The following is a 16,543-nucleotide window of genomic DNA, read 5'->3' as shown; positions in this document are numbered from 1 at the left end:
CTGACCACAGTCACTACTACTGGCCCCCATCGTCGTTGATAAGCGAATCAGGGGGCTGGGATGTCGTTATTTATTGTTGGCAATCGGGACATGCTGCTGCATCACTTCAACGATCCAGTCAATAAAAACGCGCAGCTTGGCGTTGACATGGCGGTTCGGTGGAAACGCCAGGTACAGAGGCATTGGGCTAATCCGCCATTGTGTAAATAATGGAATCAAAGCGCCAACGGCCTGATGCGCTACCGCCATATAGTTGGGCAGCGCAATCACGCCTAAGCCAGCTAACCCAGCTTCGAGGTAAGCATTGCCATCATCCACGGCAAGGACGTAGTTGCCCGTGATTTCAATACGTTCATTCTCACTGCGCAGTACCAAAGGATCAATCTTACTGGTGCGTGAGGACAAGAATCCCACTATGCAATGGTCAGTATTTTGCAGCTCTCGCGGGTGTGCGGGAGCGCCAAGGCGTTCCACATAACGGGGGGCGACGTAGACGCCGATTGGCAAATCGCCGACATGGCGTGCGATTAGGGACTGGTCGGTGATTTCGCCACCGCGCAGGACGCAATCCACGTTGTCGCCGATCAGATCTACCTTCCGGTCGCTCACGCCCATGTCGAACTGGATATCAGGGTAGCGGGCGTGGAAAGCCGGTAGCGCCGGCACCAGGATGAGGCGGGCGAGCGGACTGGGCACATCCACCCGTAGCCGTCCCCTGGGCGTCATCGCCGCACTGGACAGGCTGTTTTCAGCATCCTCCATGTCCGCCAGCAGGCGGATGACGCGCTCGTAGTAGACCGCGCCATCGGGAGTCACTCCAAGCTTGCGGGTGGTGCGATGGAGCAATTTGACGCGCAGTCTCGCTTCCAGTTGCTGAATGAGTTGCGTCACCGTGGTTTTGCTCATATGAAGCGTTTGGGCAGCCTTCGTGAAGCTCCCTGCCTCCACCACCCGAGCAAAGGCGCGCATCGCATCGAAACGATCCATTTCTTATCCTGTCTTTCATCGATTGTTTGGATATTACAAACAATGAGCGACAAAGTCGCTTGTTTATCCGCCCGATCTGGCCGTTGTACAGTGTCTTTACATTCACCGGGCTGATTTCGCCCCAGCATAAAGGTACAAACATGACAGCACGCGAAGCCGTTTTTCCCCTCGGTCGGCAGGCGCTCTATGAGCGCAATCGTTATTCACCGGCCATCAAATCCAATGGTTTCTTGTTTGTTTCGGGGCAGGTAGGTAGCCACGAGGATGGTTCGCCTGAGCACGATCTGAAAGCACAGGTCAGGCTGGCGTTCAAAAATCTTAATGCTGTGCTCGCAGCGGCGGGCTGCACGTTTAGGGACGTGGTTGACGTTACCCTCTTTGTCGTCGATCCTGAGTCAAATCTCGACGCTATCTGGAGTATCCTGCCAGAATATTGGGGAGAAGCGCCTTACCCTACGCTGACCGGGATCGGCGTGACGTGGCTTTATGGATTTAAGTTCGAGATTAAGGTTATTGCCAGGCTACCCTAAGCGTTACGGGTCTTTCCGCCAGTTGGGCAGCCCGCGCTGTCTGCAGCGGTAACTGCCGAATCGGGATCGTCTGCTACCCAGCGCCAGACCCAGTGGTTACCGTCGGATCGAAAGTCGGTAGCCATAAGGTTGGGAGCAGCGGCGCTGCTTTTCACCTGCGGGGATCGCATACGGAACGTTGGACGGTACCAACGGTACGATGCTGCTTATACCCGCTGGCGTGGGGCTCACGGAAAGCAAAAAGCCCGCTCAGGTTTCCCTGAGCGGGCTTTTTAAATTTGGCTCCTCTGACTGGACTCGAACCAGTGACATACGGATTAACAGTCCGCCGTTCTACCGACTGAACTACAGAGGAATCGTGTGAACGAGGCGCATACTACTGGCCCGGCATTTTTGTGTCAACACTAAAATTAACCTGCTGATTCAAATGGCTAAATTTAGCTCAACACGTTGTTTTAGTGAACAATGCGCCGCTCGTCTTCGTCCTGCAGGCCATTTTCACGTCTGCGCGCCAGCGGATCCTGGCGGTAAAAATGGCAAAAACGTTGCCACAGGGCCGGGAAGCGGGGCGCGAACAGTTCAGGCGCGCTGAAAAAATATTCCGAAAGGACGGCGAAGCATTCCGCGGGATCGGTGGCGGCATAGGCGTCAATGCTGGCGGCGCTTTCCCCTACCAGATCTATCTCATCCTGAATGTTGTTCATCGCCGCGTGGAGATCGTGCTCCCAGCCGGCGACTTCGCGCAGTGGGATCAGCGGCACCCCGCTGGCCCGATCACCATTCCGCGCATCAAGCTTATGCGCCACCTCATGCACCACAAGGTTAAAGCCTGACGCATCAAAGGAGTCCTGAATATCCAGCCAGTTCAGCACTACGGGACCCTGCTGCCAGCTTTGCCCCGACTGCACCACCCGCTGGTTGTGGACCAGACCAATATCATCCTCCCATTCATCATCCACGACAAAGGGGGCAGGGTAGATCAGCACTTCGTGAAAACCGTCCAGCCACTCAATCCCCAGCTCAAGTACCGGCAGGCAGAAGAGCATAGCTATCCGCGCCTGGTGCAACGGAGTCAGTTCCAGCCCCTGAAGCGCCACCAGACGTTTTAGCTGTAAGAAACGGGCAGCCATCTGCGTCAGCTTGTGCTGCTCAGCGGGCGAAAGGTGGGCTAAAACCGGAATGGCAAGCGCTTGCTCCCAGGGCATCTCTGCGTTGCCGGACTCATCATCTGCTTTCCAGGGCCATTTAAACATCATATTGCTCGCAAAGTCGTCACTTGAACACGATTACCGAAACGGGAGCTATTAAAATGCCAAAGATCCTGGCATTATAGCAACCACAACAGCGGAGAGATGCCGGAGCGGCTGAACGGACCGGTCTCGAAAACCGGAGTAGGGGCAACTCTACCGGGGGTTCAAATCCCCCTCTCTCCGCCAACTATTCTTTCTCTGACCATTCCCCTTCAATAACACCGTTAGCTTCAGGTATAACGCCTGCGCTGGGGTATCGCCATCATCATCGTCCTGGTTTCAGCGTAAAGACGCGGTAGTGCGCCTTGTCCTTTTGTGGTCTTACCGCCGCAATTTGCCCGAACGAGCTTAAACGCATCATAAAGAGGGAAGGTACGCCTGGAAAGCGGCAATGTTGAAAAGAGTGATCTCAACGGAGCGGGAACAAGAAAAAGCCCGCTGAGCGCGGGCTTTGATGGGGATCAGAACTGGTAAACCAGACCGAGGGCCACGATATCATCGGTCGAGATACCGTTGTTGCGGTAGAAGCGGTCGTCTTCATCCAGCAGGTTGATTTTGTAATCCACATAGGTGGACATATTCTTATTGAAGTAGTGGGTCATGCCGATGTCGACATACTTGACCAGATCCTTGTCGCTATAGCGAGAATAGTTGTAAAGATCTTTCCCCTTCGATTGCAGATAGGCCACGGATGGACGCAGCGGTAAATTATACTCATCGAACTGGTACTGGGCGACGACTTCAAAGTTCTGCGTCTTGTTGGCAATAGCGCCGTTGCCGTAGAAGGTCATGTTGCGGGTTTCCGCATACATGGCGGCCAGATAAATGTTGTTGGCGTCATATTTTGCGCCGACGGTCCAGGCCTCGGCTTTATCACCGTTAGCGTAAATATGGCTGCTGCGTGCTGCCGCCAGCTGGTTATGGGTACGGTCGGAAGCCGAGTAGGCGGCCCCGAAGCTGATGCCCATATCGAGATCGTAGTAGCTGGAAATACCAAACCCGTCGCCATTTTCCCGCGCCAGTTTACGAGCGCCACCGTTGTTTGTGCCTTCGCCAGAACCGGCGTTTTCATTATTCCCCTGATACTGCAGGGCGAAATGCAGGCCGTCGACGAGGCCGAAGAAATCGCTGTTACGGTAGGTGGCCACCCCGTTGGTGCGGCCGGTCATGTAAACGTCGGTCTGAGTGTAGGTATCACCGCCGAATTCCGGCAGCATATCAGTCCAGGATTCGATGTCGTACACCACGCCGTAGTTACGGCCATAGTCCAGTGAGCCATAGTCAGCAAACTTCAGACCGGCGAAGGCCAGACGAGTCCATGAATTCGCGCCTTCTCCTTCGCTGGTGTTCGCTTTGACATTGTATTCCCACTGACCGTAGCCGGTTAACTCGGAAGCGATCTGCGTTTCGCCTTTGATGCCTAAGCGAGCATAGGTCTGGTCGCCGTCCTCGCTGGTGTCGTCAGAGAAGTAACGCAGGCCGGCGACTTTCCCATAAAGGTCCAGTTTGTTGGCGTTGTTGTTATAAATTTCTGCAGCATTAACGGCATTGACCATGAGTAATGCCGATACCATGAGTGCCAGTACTTTTCTTTTCATTATATATTCCCTTTTAATAATAATTTCTGTGAATTATGACAATCCCTCCGGAATGCCTGTCAGATACTAACGACTAAGTTCATTTTTATTTAAAATAAAATATGTAAATAAATAATGTAAGATATTACAAAATGTTTCTGTGTGGTTCATTATATTAAATTTAAATGAATCTGTTTTAATGATTATTTTGTTGTATAGCAATGAGTTATGTGGATGCGTTGCGATCGTGGTTAACAGAATGAAATCATTTATATTAATTTAAAGCGAGTTGGTCATTCAGCCTTTAAATATAATTTATTAGTCAATGCCGCCGGCGGATTGATAATTACACTACGCGGCATGGCTGGGTGTCGTTAATGTTTAAGCCCGTGGGTAAAGAATAAAAAAAACCACCCCTGCGTATTTCCATTGGCAGAATAAGTGATAAGTGGGTGCAGAAGACAAGGATGAAACTGCTGCCTGTGGCGCAGCATGGCGGTATAATGTGATGAGCGTCACGTTTTTGAGTGGCGGTAGTATGATTTGTCACGGAGAGGAATGAGATGGAAGAGCAGGCAAAACGCAGCCCGGGCGGCAAACTCGCGCTATGGGCGTTGTATGCCTTTTGCGGATATTGTGTCTGGGTCATTGTGCGTTACTGGTGGGTGGTGGGAAAAATTCACAGCGTCCCCGGCGCCAGCGCGGAGGGCGACTTTGGCACCATGGCAGGGAAATGGCTTGGCGCCCTGTTGGGAATGCTGGTGCTCGCCGGCATTGGCGCGATCCTCGGCGCTGTCGTCTGGTATACACGGCCCTCCGGAAGCGGGCGGGATCATCGGTCGTAAAGTTGCTATGCTCGAGGCTGACCTACAGATAAAGGAACGCCTATGAACCTGGTTGACTGGCAGCAGCGATTTGAGCACTGGATATTGACGCATCACGCCCGGGAGGATGCGGCGCACGATCTGTCCCATTTTCGTCGCGTCTGGGCCACCGCCACCCGGCTGGCCGCCGGGGAGGAGGAGGTCGACGGACTGGTGCTTCTCACGGCCTGCTATTTTCATGACATTGTCAGTCTGCCTAAAAATCATCCGGAGCGAAGCCGCTCCTCGATGATGGCTGCCGAGAAAACCCTGGCTATTTTGCAGTCGTCGTTTGCCGATTTTCCCGCAGACCGGTATGCGGCGGTCAGCCACGCTATTGAGGCGCACAGCTTCAGCGCGGCGCTCCCGCCGCGCACGCTGGAGGCGAAAATCGTCCAGGACGCCGACCGTCTCGAGTCGCTGGGGGCGATAGGCCTGGCGCGGGTCTTCGCCGTCGCCGGCGCCCTGAACACCATTCTGTTTGATGCCGACGATCCTTTCGCCGACCGGAGATCGCTGGATGACAGAAAATATGCCCTCGACCATTTCCAGTGCAAGCTCCTGCGCCTGCCGGAAACCATGCAGACCGCCGGAGGAAGGGCTATGGCGCAGCATAATGCGCGCTTCCTCGTCGAGTTTATGGCCAAGATCAGCGCGGAGCTGAAGGGGGAACCCCTGGCGCTGGATGAGGCGGTTTTACGCCGCTTTGCACCACAGCCGTCAACCGACCAGTGATTTATGGTACTCTCTGCAAAAATTGTCCGCGCTGGTTGAGGATATGCCACAAAAGTTAAGCAAGGAAAACATGTCGTTGTCATTGACGGAACAGGCCGGTGAAGAGGCTCAGGCGCTGCTGCGCCAGCTGATGACGATCTACGATGTGAAAACGCTGGTCGCCGAGCTGGTGAGCGTCGGGGAGCAGCACTGGAGCGCGGCGATCCTCAAGCGCGTGGCGGCCCTCAGCCGCGCGGCAGCGCGTTTGCGTCCGCAGGAGGTCGCTCATCTGGCGACGCTCCTGCCGTCGCCGCCGGCCCATCATCCGCACTATGGATTCCGCTTTGTCGATCTGTTTGCCGGTATCGGCGGGATCCGCAGCGGTTTTGAAGCTATCGGCGGGCAGTGCGTCTTTACCAGCGAGTGGAACAAGCATGCGGTGCGCACCTATAAGGCCAACTGGTATTGTGATCCGCAGCAACACCGTTTCAATGAAGATATTCGCGATATCACCCTCAGCCATCGCCCCGACGTTAGCGATGACGAGGCGGCGCAGCATATCCGCGAGACTATCCCGCAGCATGATGTGCTGCTGGCCGGCTTTCCCTGCCAGCCTTTCTCACTCGCCGGCGTGTCGAAAAAAAATGCCATGGGTCGCGCCCACGGCTTTGCCTGCGAAACCCAGGGGACGCTGTTTTTTGATGTGGTGAGAATTATCGCTGCCCGTCAGCCGGCGATCTTTGTGCTGGAGAATGTTAAAAATCTCAAAAGCCACGATCAGGGGCGGACCTTCCGCATCATCATGCAGACGCTGGATGAGCTGGGGTATGAGGTCGCTGACGCCGCGCATAGCGGGCCGGACGATCCGAAGGTGATCGACGGGCGCCATTTCTTACCGCAGCACCGGGAGCGCATCGTGCTGGTGGGCTTCCGTCGCGATCTGCAGCTGCACGAGGGCTTTACGCTGCGCGATATCGCGGCGCTGTACCCGACGGTTCGGCCAACATTTGGCGAGCTGCTGGAGCCGACGGTGGATGCCAAATTTATCCTCACGCCGGTACTGTGGAAATATCTTTATCGATATGCCCGCAAGCATCAGGCGCGGGGCAATGGCTTTGGTTATGGCCTGGTGGACCCCGCCAATCCCCACAGCGTGGCCCGGACGCTCTCCGCCCGCTACTATAAAGATGGCGCCGAAATTCTCGTCGATCGCGGCTGGGACCGGCCGCTGGGCGAGACGCATTTTGACGATCCGCAGAATCAACAGCGGCGTCCTCGTCGGCTGACGCCGCGGGAGTGCGCCCGGTTGATGGGTTTCGAATCGCCTCAGGGGGCGCGTTTCCGCATTCCGGTGTCGGATACCCAGGCCTATCGTCAGTTCGGCAACTCGGTGGTGGTTCCGGTCTTCGCCGCGGTGGCGAAGCTCCTGGCCCCGCGCATCGCTCAGGCGGTGGCGCGTCGCGAAGCGGGTGATAACGATGGCGGATGTTCACGATAAAGCCACGCGCAGTAAAAATATGCGGGCTATCGCCACGCGCGATACGGCGATCGAGAAGCGGATAGCGGCGCTGTTGACTCAGGCGGGATTCACCTTTGTTGCCCAGGAGCGTGAGCTGCCGGGACGCCCTGATTTCGTTTTACCCGATTACCGTTGCGTCATCTTTACCCACGGCTGTTTCTGGCATCACCATGACTGTTACCTGTTTAAGGTGCCGGCCACCCGGACGGCGTTCTGGCTGGACAAGATCGCCGGCAACGTGGCGCGCGATGCCCGTGACCGGCGAAAGCTGGCCGAGCAGGGCTGGCGGGTGCTTATCGTCTGGGAATGCGCCCTGCGCGGTCGGCTGAAGCTGAATGACGAGGCGCTCACCGAGCGTCTGGAAGAGTGGATCTGCGGCGCCGGACACGACGCGCAGATCGACACCCAGGGGATCCGCGAACTGGCGCTTATTTCGACGCCTTACAAGGGGTAGCTTCGCTGCGAACCGGGAAGAGATATTTCCCCAGCGTCACCAGCACGACGGCGAAAATAATCACCGCCAGCGCCAGCCACTCGATCAGGGACAGGCTTTCGCCACCGAATCCGGTACCAAGCAGAACCGCCACCACCGGGTTGACATAGGCGTAGCTGGTGGCCACCGCCGGGGTGACATTGCGGATCAAAAACATATAGGCGTTGATGGCAATCAGCGAGCCAAAGATAGCCAGGTAGGCCACAGCGGCGATCCCGGACCACGACGGAACACGGGTTAAGGTTTCGCCGCTCAGCCATGACGCGGCCAGCAGGACGATCCCGGCGGCAAGCATCTCGATTGCCCCCGCCATCATGCCGGTCGGCAGTTCGATCCGCGAGCCGTAAACCGAGCCGAAGGCCCAGCTCAGGGAGCCAATCAGGATCAGCAGCGCGCCCCAGGGGTTGCCGTTCAGGTTGCCTCCGCTGTTAAGCATCACAATACCCGCGAGGCCAATGGCAATCCCCAGCCATTCCAGTTTACGAGTGGCGATGCCGAAAAAGCGGCTGAAGCACAGGGTGAACAGCGGAACGGTGGCGACCATGACCGCGGCGATCCCGGAGGGAACGTGCTGATGTTCGGCCAGGGTGACAAAGCCGTTGCCGACGGCCAGCAGCAAAACCCCGATCAGCGCGGCGTTAAGCAACGGTCCGCGGGCCGGCAGTTTATGGCCGGTGGCCAACAGCCATCCCAGTAGCAGCACGCCGGCAGAGAGAAAGCGAATTCCGGCCATCATCAGCGGCGGCCAGCTGGCGACGCCGACGGCGATGGCGAAATAGGTAGAGCCCCAAATGATATACAGCGCAAACAGCGCCCCGATAAGCGGTAACAGCTGACGGGTAGACATACTTCCTCACGACGGTGCAGAGATAGAAAGGGGACATATAGTAAACGTGAAAACTATCCTGCTGGCGAGCGCTTAATTTGCGTCAGGTTGTTAAATTTATATTGACTAATTGTACCTTGGGCAGCGGCCGTTTTTTAACGCATACTCGAGGGAGACATTGATGAAAAGAGAAGGAAAATCATTTTGGCAGGAAGTAGTCTTTTAACATTACTCGATGATATCGCCACGCTGCTGGACGATATTTCCATGATGGGCAAGCTGGCGGCGAAAAAAACGGCGGGGGTGCTGGGCGACGATCTCTCCCTCAACGCCCAACAGGTGACCGGCGTGCGGGCAAATCGTGAGCTGCCTGTGGTCTGGGGCGTGGCGAAAGGGTCGTTCGTCAATAAAATCATCCTCGTGCCGCTGGCCCTGCTAATCAGCGCCTTCATTCCCTGGGCGATTACGCCGCTGCTGATGTTGGGCGGCGCGTTTCTCTGTTTTGAAGGGGTGGAAAAGGTGCTCCACAGCCTGGAAGCGCGTAAGCACAAAGAGGACCCAGCGCAACGGCAGCAGCGTCTTCAGGCGCTGGCGGATCGTGATCCGCTGGCCTTTGAGCGTGACAAAGTCAAAGGGGCGATCCGCACCGACTTTATTTTGTCCGCGGAAATTGTCGCCATCACCCTCGGCATTGTCGCGGAAGCGCCGCTGCTGAATCAGATCCTCATTCTGTCGGGGATCGCGATTCTGGTCACCGTCGGGGTCTATGGCCTGGTGGGGGTGATCGTCAAACTGGATGACATGGGCTACTGGCTGGCGGAGAAACGCAGTACCCTGGCGCAGTGGCTGGGCAAAGGGTTATTGACCGTGGCCCCCTGGCTGATGAAAGTGCTCTCTATCGTCGGAACGCTGGCCATGTTCCTCGTGGGCGGCGGGATTGTGGTTCACGGTATTGCGCCGCTGCACCATGCCATTGAGCACTGGAGCGCGGGGCTGGGCGGCATGTTGGCCGCCTTGCTGCCGATGGTCGCTAATCTGGTGCTGGGTTTTATCATCGGCGCGGTGGTGCTGGCGGGCGTCAAGGCGGTCAGTCGCCTGCGTGGCGCGGTGAAGTAGTCAGGTGCGGCGCCGCATGACGGCGCCGCGTGGTCTACGCTAAAAGCGCCTCCGGTATCGACAGAGACCGGGCGTGCTGACGACGTCAGATTTGCGCAACGTACTGCGAGAGAAAGATGGAAAAGCCACTACGGTTGAAGTTGAAAAAACTCTACCACCTGACTCGCCCGGCGCATGTGGTTAACATTTGTTTTATCGTGGTGCTGTTTTTCTCCACGCTGCTGATCTGGCGCGAAATCAATGTCCTGGAAGAGGCCTACGTGGCGAACCAGCGCAATAATCTGGCTAACGTCGCGCATGAAATGGATGGCCTGCTGCAGTTCAACATCGACAGGATGATGTTTTTTCGCCACGGTATGCAGTCCGCGCTTGAACGCCCGCTCGACGTCGATGTGTTGCACGAAGCCAGCCAGCGCTATCTGAGCCAACGCCACCAGGAGACCTGGCGGGTGGCGCTCCCCAACCGCCGGACGCTGCCGGTGTTTGGCGTCTCGGAGGGCGTCGTCAGGGATCACCCGCTGCTCTTGCCGGACGATCCGCTGGTGGTCAATGAACTGATGGCGACGCTGGAGCTGGGTTATCTGTTAAACCTGACGCAGCATGACCGCGATTTTGCCGAGCGGATGCAATATATCTCCCGCAGCGGTTTTTTCACCTCGACCCTGCCGCTGCGCGATGAATCGCAGGTGAAGACCTACTATTCGCGCGCCATCAGCGCCCTCTGGTTTACCCGGCAGACCCAGCGGAACAATCCGCACCGCGGCGTTATCTGGCAAACCTTTCCTGACGATGACCCGCAGCTGGAAGAGCAGGTGGTCACCGCCTCGATACCGCTGGATTTTGCCGGTTACTGGCGCGGCGTGCTGGCGATGGATTTCTCAGTCAGCGAAATAAAAGCATTTTTAATCAGCGCGATGCAGGGCGGGCAGGAGGGGGAATACCAGCTTTACGACAGCCATCTTAGCCTGCTGGCCTCTTCTGCGCCGGGGAATGTCCTGACGCTGCTGTCGCCGCGCGAACAGGAACTGCTCAGCCGCGCGTTTGCCCATGATAATCAGGGCGGCCTGCGTCTGCTGACGCGCTATATCAGCTGGGCCAAACTGCGCAATTTTGACGGCGTGCTGCTGCGGATCCATACCCTGCGGGAAGGCGTACGCGGCAACTTTGGCACCATCACCATCGCCCTGACCCTGATGTGGATCCTCTTCACCTTAATGCTGCTGCTCTCCTGGCTGGTGATCCGCCGTATGGTCCGCAATATGAGCGTCCTCCAGACCTCCCTGGAGTGGCAGGCCTGGCACGATGCCTTAACCCGCCTGCTCAATCGCGGGGCGCTGTTTGAGAAGGCGATGGCGGTAGCCAGCGACTGCCAGCGCAGCGGACGACCGCTGGCGGTCATCCAGCTCGATTTGGATCACTTTAAGGGCATTAACGATCGCTATGGCCATCAGGCGGGTGACAGAGTGCTGTCGATGGTGGCCAGTACGCTTGCCGGCACCGTCCGGGACGGTGATTTGCTGGGCCGCGTGGGCGAAGAGGAGTTTTGTGTCGTGCTGCCGAATACCACGCTGCAGGAAGCGGCGGCGGTAGCGGAGCGGCTACGCCTGCGTATTCATGGCCGGGAGGTCTTTTTGCATAACAACGTGACGCTGCGGGTCAGCGCGTCGTTAGGGGTAAGCGGCAGCGAAGAGCGGGGGGAGTATCATTTTGAAGCTCTGCAGTCGGTCGCCGATGGTCGACTGTATCTGGCCAAGCAAAATGGCCGCAACCAGGTCTGGTATCGCAGCGAAGCGTGAGCAAAACGTTTCGCCCGAATCAGGCAAAATGAGATTTTTCTTAAAGTGTTCGACGGGGATCGCGCTATCGAATGAAACCGGTTTGCGGCTAAGCCTTATCGCATCAGCCCTGCAGCCCTTTCTGCTGCGAAGCGCCAACTTTCTCAATATTTTGCGCCATGAATATCGCTTGTCATGCAAAATAATTGAGGATAATGTTTCAACGCATCGGATTTCCCGGTGTAACGAATTTTCAAGTGCTTCTTGCATTAGCAAGTTTGATCCCGACTCCTGCGAGTCGGGATTTTTTTCGCCCATCGCTAGCGGTTGGCTTCACTGGCGCTGAAATCATGAATATCGAGTTCAAATGCCTCCGCCAGTTCACGCCAGGTATGCGCCCCGCGGCCATCGATACTGGCGCGCTGTGGGTCATCGAGGATGCGATGGACTTCGCTTTCGCTGATCTCATTAATCGCCGCCAGCAGAGCATCAACGTTGACATCAACGTCGCTCCCGGTCTGGTCTGTCAATCGGTTCTTCATCATTACCCCCCTCGCTGAGCGTCGCTCAAGCCTCTTTAAGTATAGTCGGTCTAAAAAAACGCCAGTCACTGCCCGCGACGCTGCGAGCGGCGTGGTTTTGTTCTACACTGGCTGGAAATAGAGAGGAGATGGATTATGCAGGTGAACGATCGTGTCACGGTGAAGACCGACGGTGGCCCACGTCGATCGGGCGTAGTGCTGGCAATTGAGTCGTTTAGTGAAGGGACGATGTATCTGGTTTCGCTGGAAGACTATCCCCTGGGGATCTGGTTTTTCAATGAAATAGGGCACCCGGATGGGATCTTCGTGGAAAAAGAAATCTCGTAAAACCGAACTGGCGGGACCACCGCCAGTTTGTTTCAGCGTAGATTCACCTGAATACCGCTGGTAATGTTTTCGGTCAGCCGAACGATGTGGTAAATCACCTGCTTATTATGCGTCTGTATTTTCTTTTTAATATTGCCTTTATGCGATGATACCGTTTTCGCTTTGATGTTCATTTGCGTTGAAATTTGCGAAGTACCATGCCCGGCCATCCACATTTGCAGCATATTTGATTCTGTTTTGCTCAGCGACAACGTCGGTAAATTTAACTGCCCCAGACTCGTGTTCTTGTATTTAAGATAATTAACCAGAATGACATCAAGGTCTTTTGGAGTGATCGATTTTGAGCTGATTAGCAGGTTCTTACGCACCCGTAGATAGCGGTCAAAATGGATGTTCGCCAGCGACATAAAAATCACAAACAACGTCGCCGGATTTTGCGTGATGATCTGGCGAATAATGCCATTACTTTCATCATCATGCACAAAGCAATCTTCATTCAGAAACACCACCGCCGGGCAACATGACGCACAGTGCCTGTGCAGATCCTCAGCGCAGTTGACCTCAACGATTTCCTGTTTTTTAATTCCCCGACTGGTCAGATATCCCGTTAGTCCCAACCGGGTATAACTGCACAAATCCATAATCATCGTTGACATGACCCATCCTCAATCAACACGTAACGATATACACTTCACACTGGCTGTGCGAAGCAGTCCTTGCAGGCGGTGATAATAGTAGGTTTAAGAAAGAACCCATTAGTTCCATTAAACTATTCCGCATCTCTGTAAATAATTTGCCAGGAAAACTCTTAAAGTAAAGTCAAGAACCGGTAGTGTGAGCGAATTAAAAACAAAAAGTGCCCGCGGATGCTATGGTTAGGCCCCAAACATTCTTTTACTTTCAGAATTTCCTTATTTCAAATGAAGGCTGCGATGCCTGGCCGTGTGTTGCCCGACTTCTCCGCCTGCGGCGGGGGTGGAAGGCTTAACGCTTTAATGCCACAATACTTTTTTATCAGCTTGTGGGATGAATGATGAAACAGTTAGTTTTTGCTGGCATGGTGCTGGCGCTGGCCGGATGCGTGCAGGTTGATCGTTACGAAGACGTTGTTAAAGCGCCAGCGCCGGCAGGCCTGGAAGGCTACTGGCAGACGAAAGGGCCGCAGAGTGAGATGATGAGTCCGGACGCCATCGCCAGCCTGATCGTCACCAAAGAAGGGGACACCTTCGACTGCCGCCAGTGGCAGCGTGTGATCGCCCAGCCGGGGAAACTGATGAACCGCGATAGCGATATCTACAACGTGACCGCTTCCCTGGATATCTACCCGATCGAGCGCGAGGGCAACACCCTTTCCTACGATCGTATGACGTTGACCCGCGTTGAACGTCTCACCCCGGAGTGCGAGAAGGCGTGGGCTAAAGCGCGTGCGGCCGCTCCGGTCAGCGCGCCGACCACCGCGCGCTAAGGTTCCGGCGGGCCACTGCTGGCCCGTCCGGCGTCAGATGACTACAGCACCGCTTCCAGCACCCACACGCTGACGCTTCCCCCGTTACAGGTAAAGGTTGCGCAGCCTTCGTCGTCGGTTTCGACAATCTCTTCCCGGTTGCCCAGGAAATCCCGCCAGCGTTTGTTGCCATAGTTCTCGCCCAGCGTCAGGGTCTTTTCTCCCTCATCACCATTGGACATCACCACCACGCAGCCGGGATCCTCGTCGGTGCCGCTGCGGCTGAAGGCAATGCAGTTGGGGTGATCGAACCAGAGAGTCTGCACGCCGTGGGCAAAGCGCTGACGGGCATCGATCAGTTCGTGTAGCTGCTCGATGACGGGCATTTCTATGGCGTAGGTTTGTCCGTCGCCGCCGGTATCTTCATAGGAAGCGCCGAAGAGATCGGCATAGAAGACCGAGGGCACGCCATTTTCACGCAACAGGATCAGCGCATAGGCCAGCGGTTTAAACCATGGCTCAACCGGCGCCTCGAGCGCCTGCAGCGGCTGGGTATCATGGTTGGTGACCAGGGTGACGGCATGGAAGGGGTCGGCTTCCACCAGCGTCCCGCTGAAAATCTGGCTCATGTCGTAATCGCGCCCCTGGCGGGACGCTTCATGAAATTTCATCTGCAGCGGGGCATCGAACAGCATCGTCTTGCCCTCGACGAGGTCGATATACTGCTGGAGCTTTTCCACTTCATGGGACCAGTATTCCGCGACAATAAACAGCGGCTGCGGGGCCACCTCCTGAACATGTTCGATCCACGCTTTGTAAAACCAGGCGGGGATATGCTTCACGGCGTCAAGACGAAAACCGTCGCAGCCGGTCTGCTCCATCACCCAGCGCGCCCAGTATTTGATCTCTTCGGTGACGGCGTGATTACGAAAATCGATATTAGCGCCCATCAGGTAGTCGAAGTTGCCAAGCTCATCATCGACCTGCTCATTCCAGCCTTCGCCGGTGTAGTCGTTGACGATTTTAAATACTCCGTCTTCCGTCGGATTCTCGATGTGGTCAATGCCGCTAAAACACTTGTAGTCCCAGACAAACTGCGAATACTGCCCGGCGCGCACCGGGAAGGTATAGCGAGTCCATGCCTCGCACTCTATGATCGTCTCGTCAATTTGCGTGCGATCCTGCTCATCGACGCGCTGCACGCGCAAGGCCTCTTTTTCATCGGCGCCCATTTTATGGTTCACTACCACGTCCAGCAGCACGGCGATGTCGTGCTCCTTCAGGGCGTTAACCGCCGCCAGCAGCTGGGTTTTATCGCCATATTTGGTGGCGACAGAACCTTTTTGATCAAACTCGCCGAGGTCGAAGAGATCGTAGGTGTCATAGCCGACAGAATAACCGCCCGAGGCGCCTTTGTAGGCGGGTGGCAACCAGACCATATTGATGCCGATTTCGTTAAGACTGGGGGCCAGCGCTTCGACTTCACGCCACAGTTCGCCGCCGGCGGGGTAGTACCAGTGAAAACATTGCAACAAGGTGGGGTTTTTCATCTTCCATGCTCCAGACGTCAACAGGCTGACCTTTGCAGTATGGGAGATATCCCGCAAAACGGGTGAGGAAAGCCCTGAATTTCGCTATACCCTAAAGCGGATCATATATAATAAATTTGCATAAGATGTAGCGTAACGATGTTGGTGTCGGGCCGTTAAGCGCCTTACACTACAGGAAAATCCTAATCTTCGGGGTATCTATGAAATTAGCACTTCTGGGTCGTCAGGCGCTGATGGGCGCAATGGCCGTTGTTTTAATGGCTGGCGTTAGCGTGAAAACTTTTGCGGCGGAAAACCTGCTCAATCAGATTAAAGAGCGCGGCACGCTGCGCGTGGGCCTCGAAGGCACCTATCCTCCCTTTAGCTTCCAGGGTGATGACGGCAAGCTGACCGGCTTTGAAGTGGAGTTCGCCAACGAGCTGGCGAAACATCTGGGCGTGAAGGCCGACCTCAAACCGACCAAGTGGGACGGTATGCTGGCCTCGCTGGACTCCAAACGCATTGACGTGGTGATTAACCAGGTCACTATCTCCGATGAGCGTAAGAAGAAATACGATTTCTCTACCCCGTACACGATCTCCGGTGTGCAGGCGCTGGTGAAGAAAGGCAACGAAGGCGCGATTAAAACCGCGGCGGATCTGAAAGGCAAGAAAGTGGGCGTCGGGCTGGGCACTAACTATGAAGAGTGGCTGCGTCAGAACGTCCAGGGCGTGGATGTCCGCACCTATGACGACGACCCGACCAAATACCAGGATCTGCGCGTAGGCCGTATTGACGCCATTCTGGTTGACCGTCTGGCGGCGCTGGATCTGGTGAAGAAAACCAACAATACGCTGGCGGTCACCGGCGAAGCGTTCTCCCGTCAGGAAGCTGGCGTTGCGCTGCGTAAAGGCAACGATGACCTGCTGAAAGCGGTAGATGGCGCGATTGCGGATATGCAGAAAGATGGCAGCCTGAAGGCGCTGTCCGAGAAATGGTTTGGCGCTGACGTGACAAAATAACGGCCAGCGGTGAAAAAAGGCGCTCCTGG

The 16,543-nt window shown here is 55.8% G+C and carries 17 protein-coding genes and 2 tRNA genes; 11 read left to right on the top strand and 8 right to left on the bottom strand.

Features of this window, described 5'->3' with window-relative positions:
* Positions 1 to 66: 66 nt before the first annotated feature.
* Complete coding sequence (locus tag ABLV54_RS26730; protein ID WP_226563993.1) at positions 67 to 987, bottom strand: LysR family transcriptional regulator; 921 nt, start codon at positions 985 to 987, stop codon at positions 67 to 69.
* Between the two features lie 140 nt (positions 988 to 1,127).
* Here ABLV54_RS26730 and ABLV54_RS26725 point away from each other — a divergent pair, with 140 nt between their 5' ends.
* Positions 1,128 to 1,517 carry a RidA family protein gene (locus ABLV54_RS26725; RefSeq protein ID WP_101978053.1) on the top strand — a complete coding sequence of 130 codons (390 nt, stop codon included), beginning with the start codon at positions 1,128 to 1,130 and terminating at the stop codon, positions 1,515 to 1,517.
* A gap of 279 nt (positions 1,518 to 1,796) precedes the next feature.
* Here the strand turns inward: ABLV54_RS26725 and ABLV54_RS26720 are convergent.
* Together ABLV54_RS26720 and mtfA are read right to left on the bottom strand one after the other, a co-directional pair.
* A tRNA-Asn gene (locus ABLV54_RS26720) sits at positions 1,797 to 1,872 on the bottom strand.
* Between the two features lie 100 nt (positions 1,873 to 1,972).
* Positions 1,973 to 2,773 carry a DgsA anti-repressor MtfA gene (gene mtfA / locus ABLV54_RS26715; protein ID WP_248860783.1) on the bottom strand — a complete coding sequence of 267 codons (801 nt, stop codon included), beginning with the start codon at positions 2,771 to 2,773 and terminating at the stop codon, positions 1,973 to 1,975.
* Positions 2,774 to 2,863: 90 nt separating this feature from the next.
* On the opposite strand from mtfA, the gene ABLV54_RS26710 reads away from it, so the two are divergent.
* Positions 2,864 to 2,953, top strand: a tRNA-Ser gene (locus ABLV54_RS26710).
* A gap of 275 nt (positions 2,954 to 3,228) precedes the next feature.
* Here the strand turns inward: ABLV54_RS26710 and ompC are convergent.
* On the bottom strand, positions 3,229 to 4,365 hold the full coding sequence (ompC, locus tag ABLV54_RS26705; RefSeq protein ID WP_348814258.1) for a porin OmpC: 1,137 nt from the start codon (positions 4,363 to 4,365) through the stop codon (positions 3,229 to 3,231).
* 542 nt (positions 4,366 to 4,907) lie between these two features.
* Here ompC and drpB point away from each other — a divergent pair.
* From drpB to ABLV54_RS26685, 4 genes are all read left to right on the top strand, one after another.
* Positions 4,908 to 5,189, top strand: a complete 282-nt coding sequence (gene drpB, locus ABLV54_RS26700) for a cell division protein DrpB (protein ID WP_023290293.1) — start codon at positions 4,908 to 4,910, stop codon at positions 5,187 to 5,189.
* Between the two features lie 42 nt (positions 5,190 to 5,231).
* Positions 5,232 to 5,942: a phosphohydrolase gene (locus tag ABLV54_RS26695; protein ID WP_348814257.1), complete on the top strand. Its 711-nt coding sequence runs from the start codon at positions 5,232 to 5,234 to the stop codon at positions 5,940 to 5,942.
* 76 nt (positions 5,943 to 6,018) lie between these two features.
* Entirely contained in the window at positions 6,019 to 7,419 is a 1,401-nt protein-coding gene (locus ABLV54_RS26690; RefSeq protein WP_183442149.1) for a DNA cytosine methyltransferase, read from the top strand.
* Positions 7,400 to 7,894 (top strand): very short patch repair endonuclease, encoded by a 495-nt coding sequence (locus tag ABLV54_RS26685; RefSeq protein WP_226564150.1) that lies wholly within the window; start codon positions 7,400 to 7,402, stop codon positions 7,892 to 7,894. Before ABLV54_RS26690 ends, ABLV54_RS26685 begins: the two co-directional genes overlap by 20 nt.
* Here the strand turns inward: ABLV54_RS26685 and yedA are convergent.
* Positions 7,869 to 8,780: a drug/metabolite exporter YedA gene (gene yedA / locus ABLV54_RS26680; RefSeq protein ID WP_023290289.1), complete on the bottom strand. Its 912-nt coding sequence runs from the start codon at positions 8,778 to 8,780 to the stop codon at positions 7,869 to 7,871. The genes ABLV54_RS26685 and yedA overlap by 26 nt on opposite strands.
* 183 nt (positions 8,781 to 8,963) lie before the next feature.
* On the opposite strand from yedA, the gene ABLV54_RS26675 reads away from it, so the two are divergent.
* Together ABLV54_RS26675 and dgcQ are read left to right on the top strand one after the other, a co-directional pair.
* Positions 8,964 to 9,875 carry a DUF808 domain-containing protein gene (locus ABLV54_RS26675; RefSeq protein ID WP_044524012.1) on the top strand — a complete coding sequence of 304 codons (912 nt, stop codon included), beginning with the start codon at positions 8,964 to 8,966 and terminating at the stop codon, positions 9,873 to 9,875.
* Positions 9,876 to 9,991: 116 nt separating this feature from the next.
* Positions 9,992 to 11,671 carry a cellulose biosynthesis regulator diguanylate cyclase DgcQ gene (dgcQ, locus tag ABLV54_RS26670; RefSeq protein WP_348814256.1) on the top strand — a complete coding sequence of 560 codons (1,680 nt, stop codon included), beginning with the start codon at positions 9,992 to 9,994 and terminating at the stop codon, positions 11,669 to 11,671.
* A 299-nt stretch (positions 11,672 to 11,970) separates the two neighbouring features.
* Here the strand turns inward: dgcQ and yodD are convergent, their stop codons facing one another.
* On the bottom strand, positions 11,971 to 12,192 hold the full coding sequence (yodD, locus tag ABLV54_RS26665; protein ID WP_050533859.1) for a YodD family peroxide/acid resistance protein: 222 nt from the start codon (positions 12,190 to 12,192) through the stop codon (positions 11,971 to 11,973).
* Between the two features lie 135 nt (positions 12,193 to 12,327).
* Between yodD and dsrB the strand changes: the two genes are divergently transcribed.
* Positions 12,328 to 12,519, top strand: a complete 192-nt coding sequence (gene dsrB, locus ABLV54_RS26660; RefSeq protein ID WP_004203477.1) for a protein DsrB — start codon at positions 12,328 to 12,330, stop codon at positions 12,517 to 12,519.
* Positions 12,520 to 12,551: 32 nt separating this feature from the next.
* Here dsrB and rcsA read toward each other — a convergent pair whose 3' ends face one another.
* Positions 12,552 to 13,175 carry a transcriptional regulator RcsA gene (rcsA, locus tag ABLV54_RS26655; protein WP_023290286.1) on the bottom strand — a complete coding sequence of 208 codons (624 nt, stop codon included), beginning with the start codon at positions 13,173 to 13,175 and terminating at the stop codon, positions 12,552 to 12,554.
* A 374-nt stretch (positions 13,176 to 13,549) separates the two neighbouring features.
* On the opposite strand from rcsA, the gene yedD reads away from it, so the two are divergent.
* Positions 13,550 to 13,984, top strand: a complete 435-nt coding sequence (yedD, locus tag ABLV54_RS26650) for a lipoprotein YedD (protein WP_072096626.1) — start codon at positions 13,550 to 13,552, stop codon at positions 13,982 to 13,984.
* Positions 13,985 to 14,025: 41 nt separating this feature from the next.
* Here yedD and amyA read toward each other — a convergent pair whose 3' ends face one another.
* Positions 14,026 to 15,513, bottom strand: coding sequence for an alpha-amylase (gene amyA, locus ABLV54_RS26645; protein ID WP_044524008.1), 1,488 nt, complete (start codon positions 15,511 to 15,513; stop codon positions 14,026 to 14,028).
* A gap of 200 nt (positions 15,514 to 15,713) precedes the next feature.
* Between amyA and tcyJ the strand changes: the two genes are divergently transcribed.
* Positions 15,714 to 16,514, top strand: coding sequence for a cystine ABC transporter substrate-binding protein (gene tcyJ / locus ABLV54_RS26640; protein ID WP_004203468.1), 801 nt, complete (start codon positions 15,714 to 15,716; stop codon positions 16,512 to 16,514).
* Positions 16,515 to 16,543: the final 29 nt, after the last annotated feature.

The organism is Klebsiella sp. JB_Kp042, assembly GCF_040065275.1.
Classification (GTDB): domain Bacteria; phylum Pseudomonadota; class Gammaproteobacteria; order Enterobacterales; family Enterobacteriaceae; genus Klebsiella; species Klebsiella quasipneumoniae.
Note: the sequence above shows the minus strand (reverse complement) of the source record. Positions and strands in the feature narration are given on the sequence as shown.

What these genes read in the sequence shown, in the direction of transcription:
- ABLV54_RS26730 (WP_226563993.1), bottom strand. Translation starts at nt 987, where the DNA reads ATGGATCGTTTCGATGCGATGCGCGCCTTTGCTCGGGTGGTGGAGGCA.
- ABLV54_RS26725 (WP_101978053.1), top strand. Translation starts at nt 1,128, where the DNA reads ATGACAGCACGCGAAGCCGTTTTTCCCCTCGGTCGGCAGGCGCTCTAT.
- mtfA (WP_248860783.1), bottom strand. Translation starts at nt 2,773, where the DNA reads ATGATGTTTAAATGGCCCTGGAAAGCAGATGATGAGTCCGGCAACGCA.
- ompC (WP_348814258.1), bottom strand. Translation starts at nt 4,365, where the DNA reads ATGAAAAGAAAAGTACTGGCACTCATGGTATCGGCATTACTCATGGTC.
- drpB (WP_023290293.1), top strand. Translation starts at nt 4,908, where the DNA reads ATGGAAGAGCAGGCAAAACGCAGCCCGGGCGGCAAACTCGCGCTATGG.
- ABLV54_RS26695 (WP_348814257.1), top strand. Translation starts at nt 5,232, where the DNA reads ATGAACCTGGTTGACTGGCAGCAGCGATTTGAGCACTGGATATTGACG.
- ABLV54_RS26685 (WP_226564150.1), top strand. Translation starts at nt 7,400, where the DNA reads ATGGCGGATGTTCACGATAAAGCCACGCGCAGTAAAAATATGCGGGCT.
- yedA (WP_023290289.1), bottom strand. Translation starts at nt 8,780, where the DNA reads ATGTCTACCCGTCAGCTGTTACCGCTTATCGGGGCGCTGTTTGCGCTG.
- dgcQ (WP_348814256.1), top strand. Translation starts at nt 9,992, where the DNA reads ATGGAAAAGCCACTACGGTTGAAGTTGAAAAAACTCTACCACCTGACT.
- yodD (WP_050533859.1), bottom strand. Translation starts at nt 12,192, where the DNA reads ATGAAGAACCGATTGACAGACCAGACCGGGAGCGACGTTGATGTCAAC.
- dsrB (WP_004203477.1), top strand. Translation starts at nt 12,328, where the DNA reads ATGCAGGTGAACGATCGTGTCACGGTGAAGACCGACGGTGGCCCACGT.
- rcsA (WP_023290286.1), bottom strand. Translation starts at nt 13,175, where the DNA reads ATGTCAACGATGATTATGGATTTGTGCAGTTATACCCGGTTGGGACTA.
- yedD (WP_072096626.1), top strand. Translation starts at nt 13,550, where the DNA reads ATGATGAAACAGTTAGTTTTTGCTGGCATGGTGCTGGCGCTGGCCGGA.
- amyA (WP_044524008.1), bottom strand. Translation starts at nt 15,513, where the DNA reads ATGAAAAACCCCACCTTGTTGCAATGTTTTCACTGGTACTACCCCGCC.
- tcyJ (WP_004203468.1), top strand. Translation starts at nt 15,714, where the DNA reads ATGAAATTAGCACTTCTGGGTCGTCAGGCGCTGATGGGCGCAATGGCC.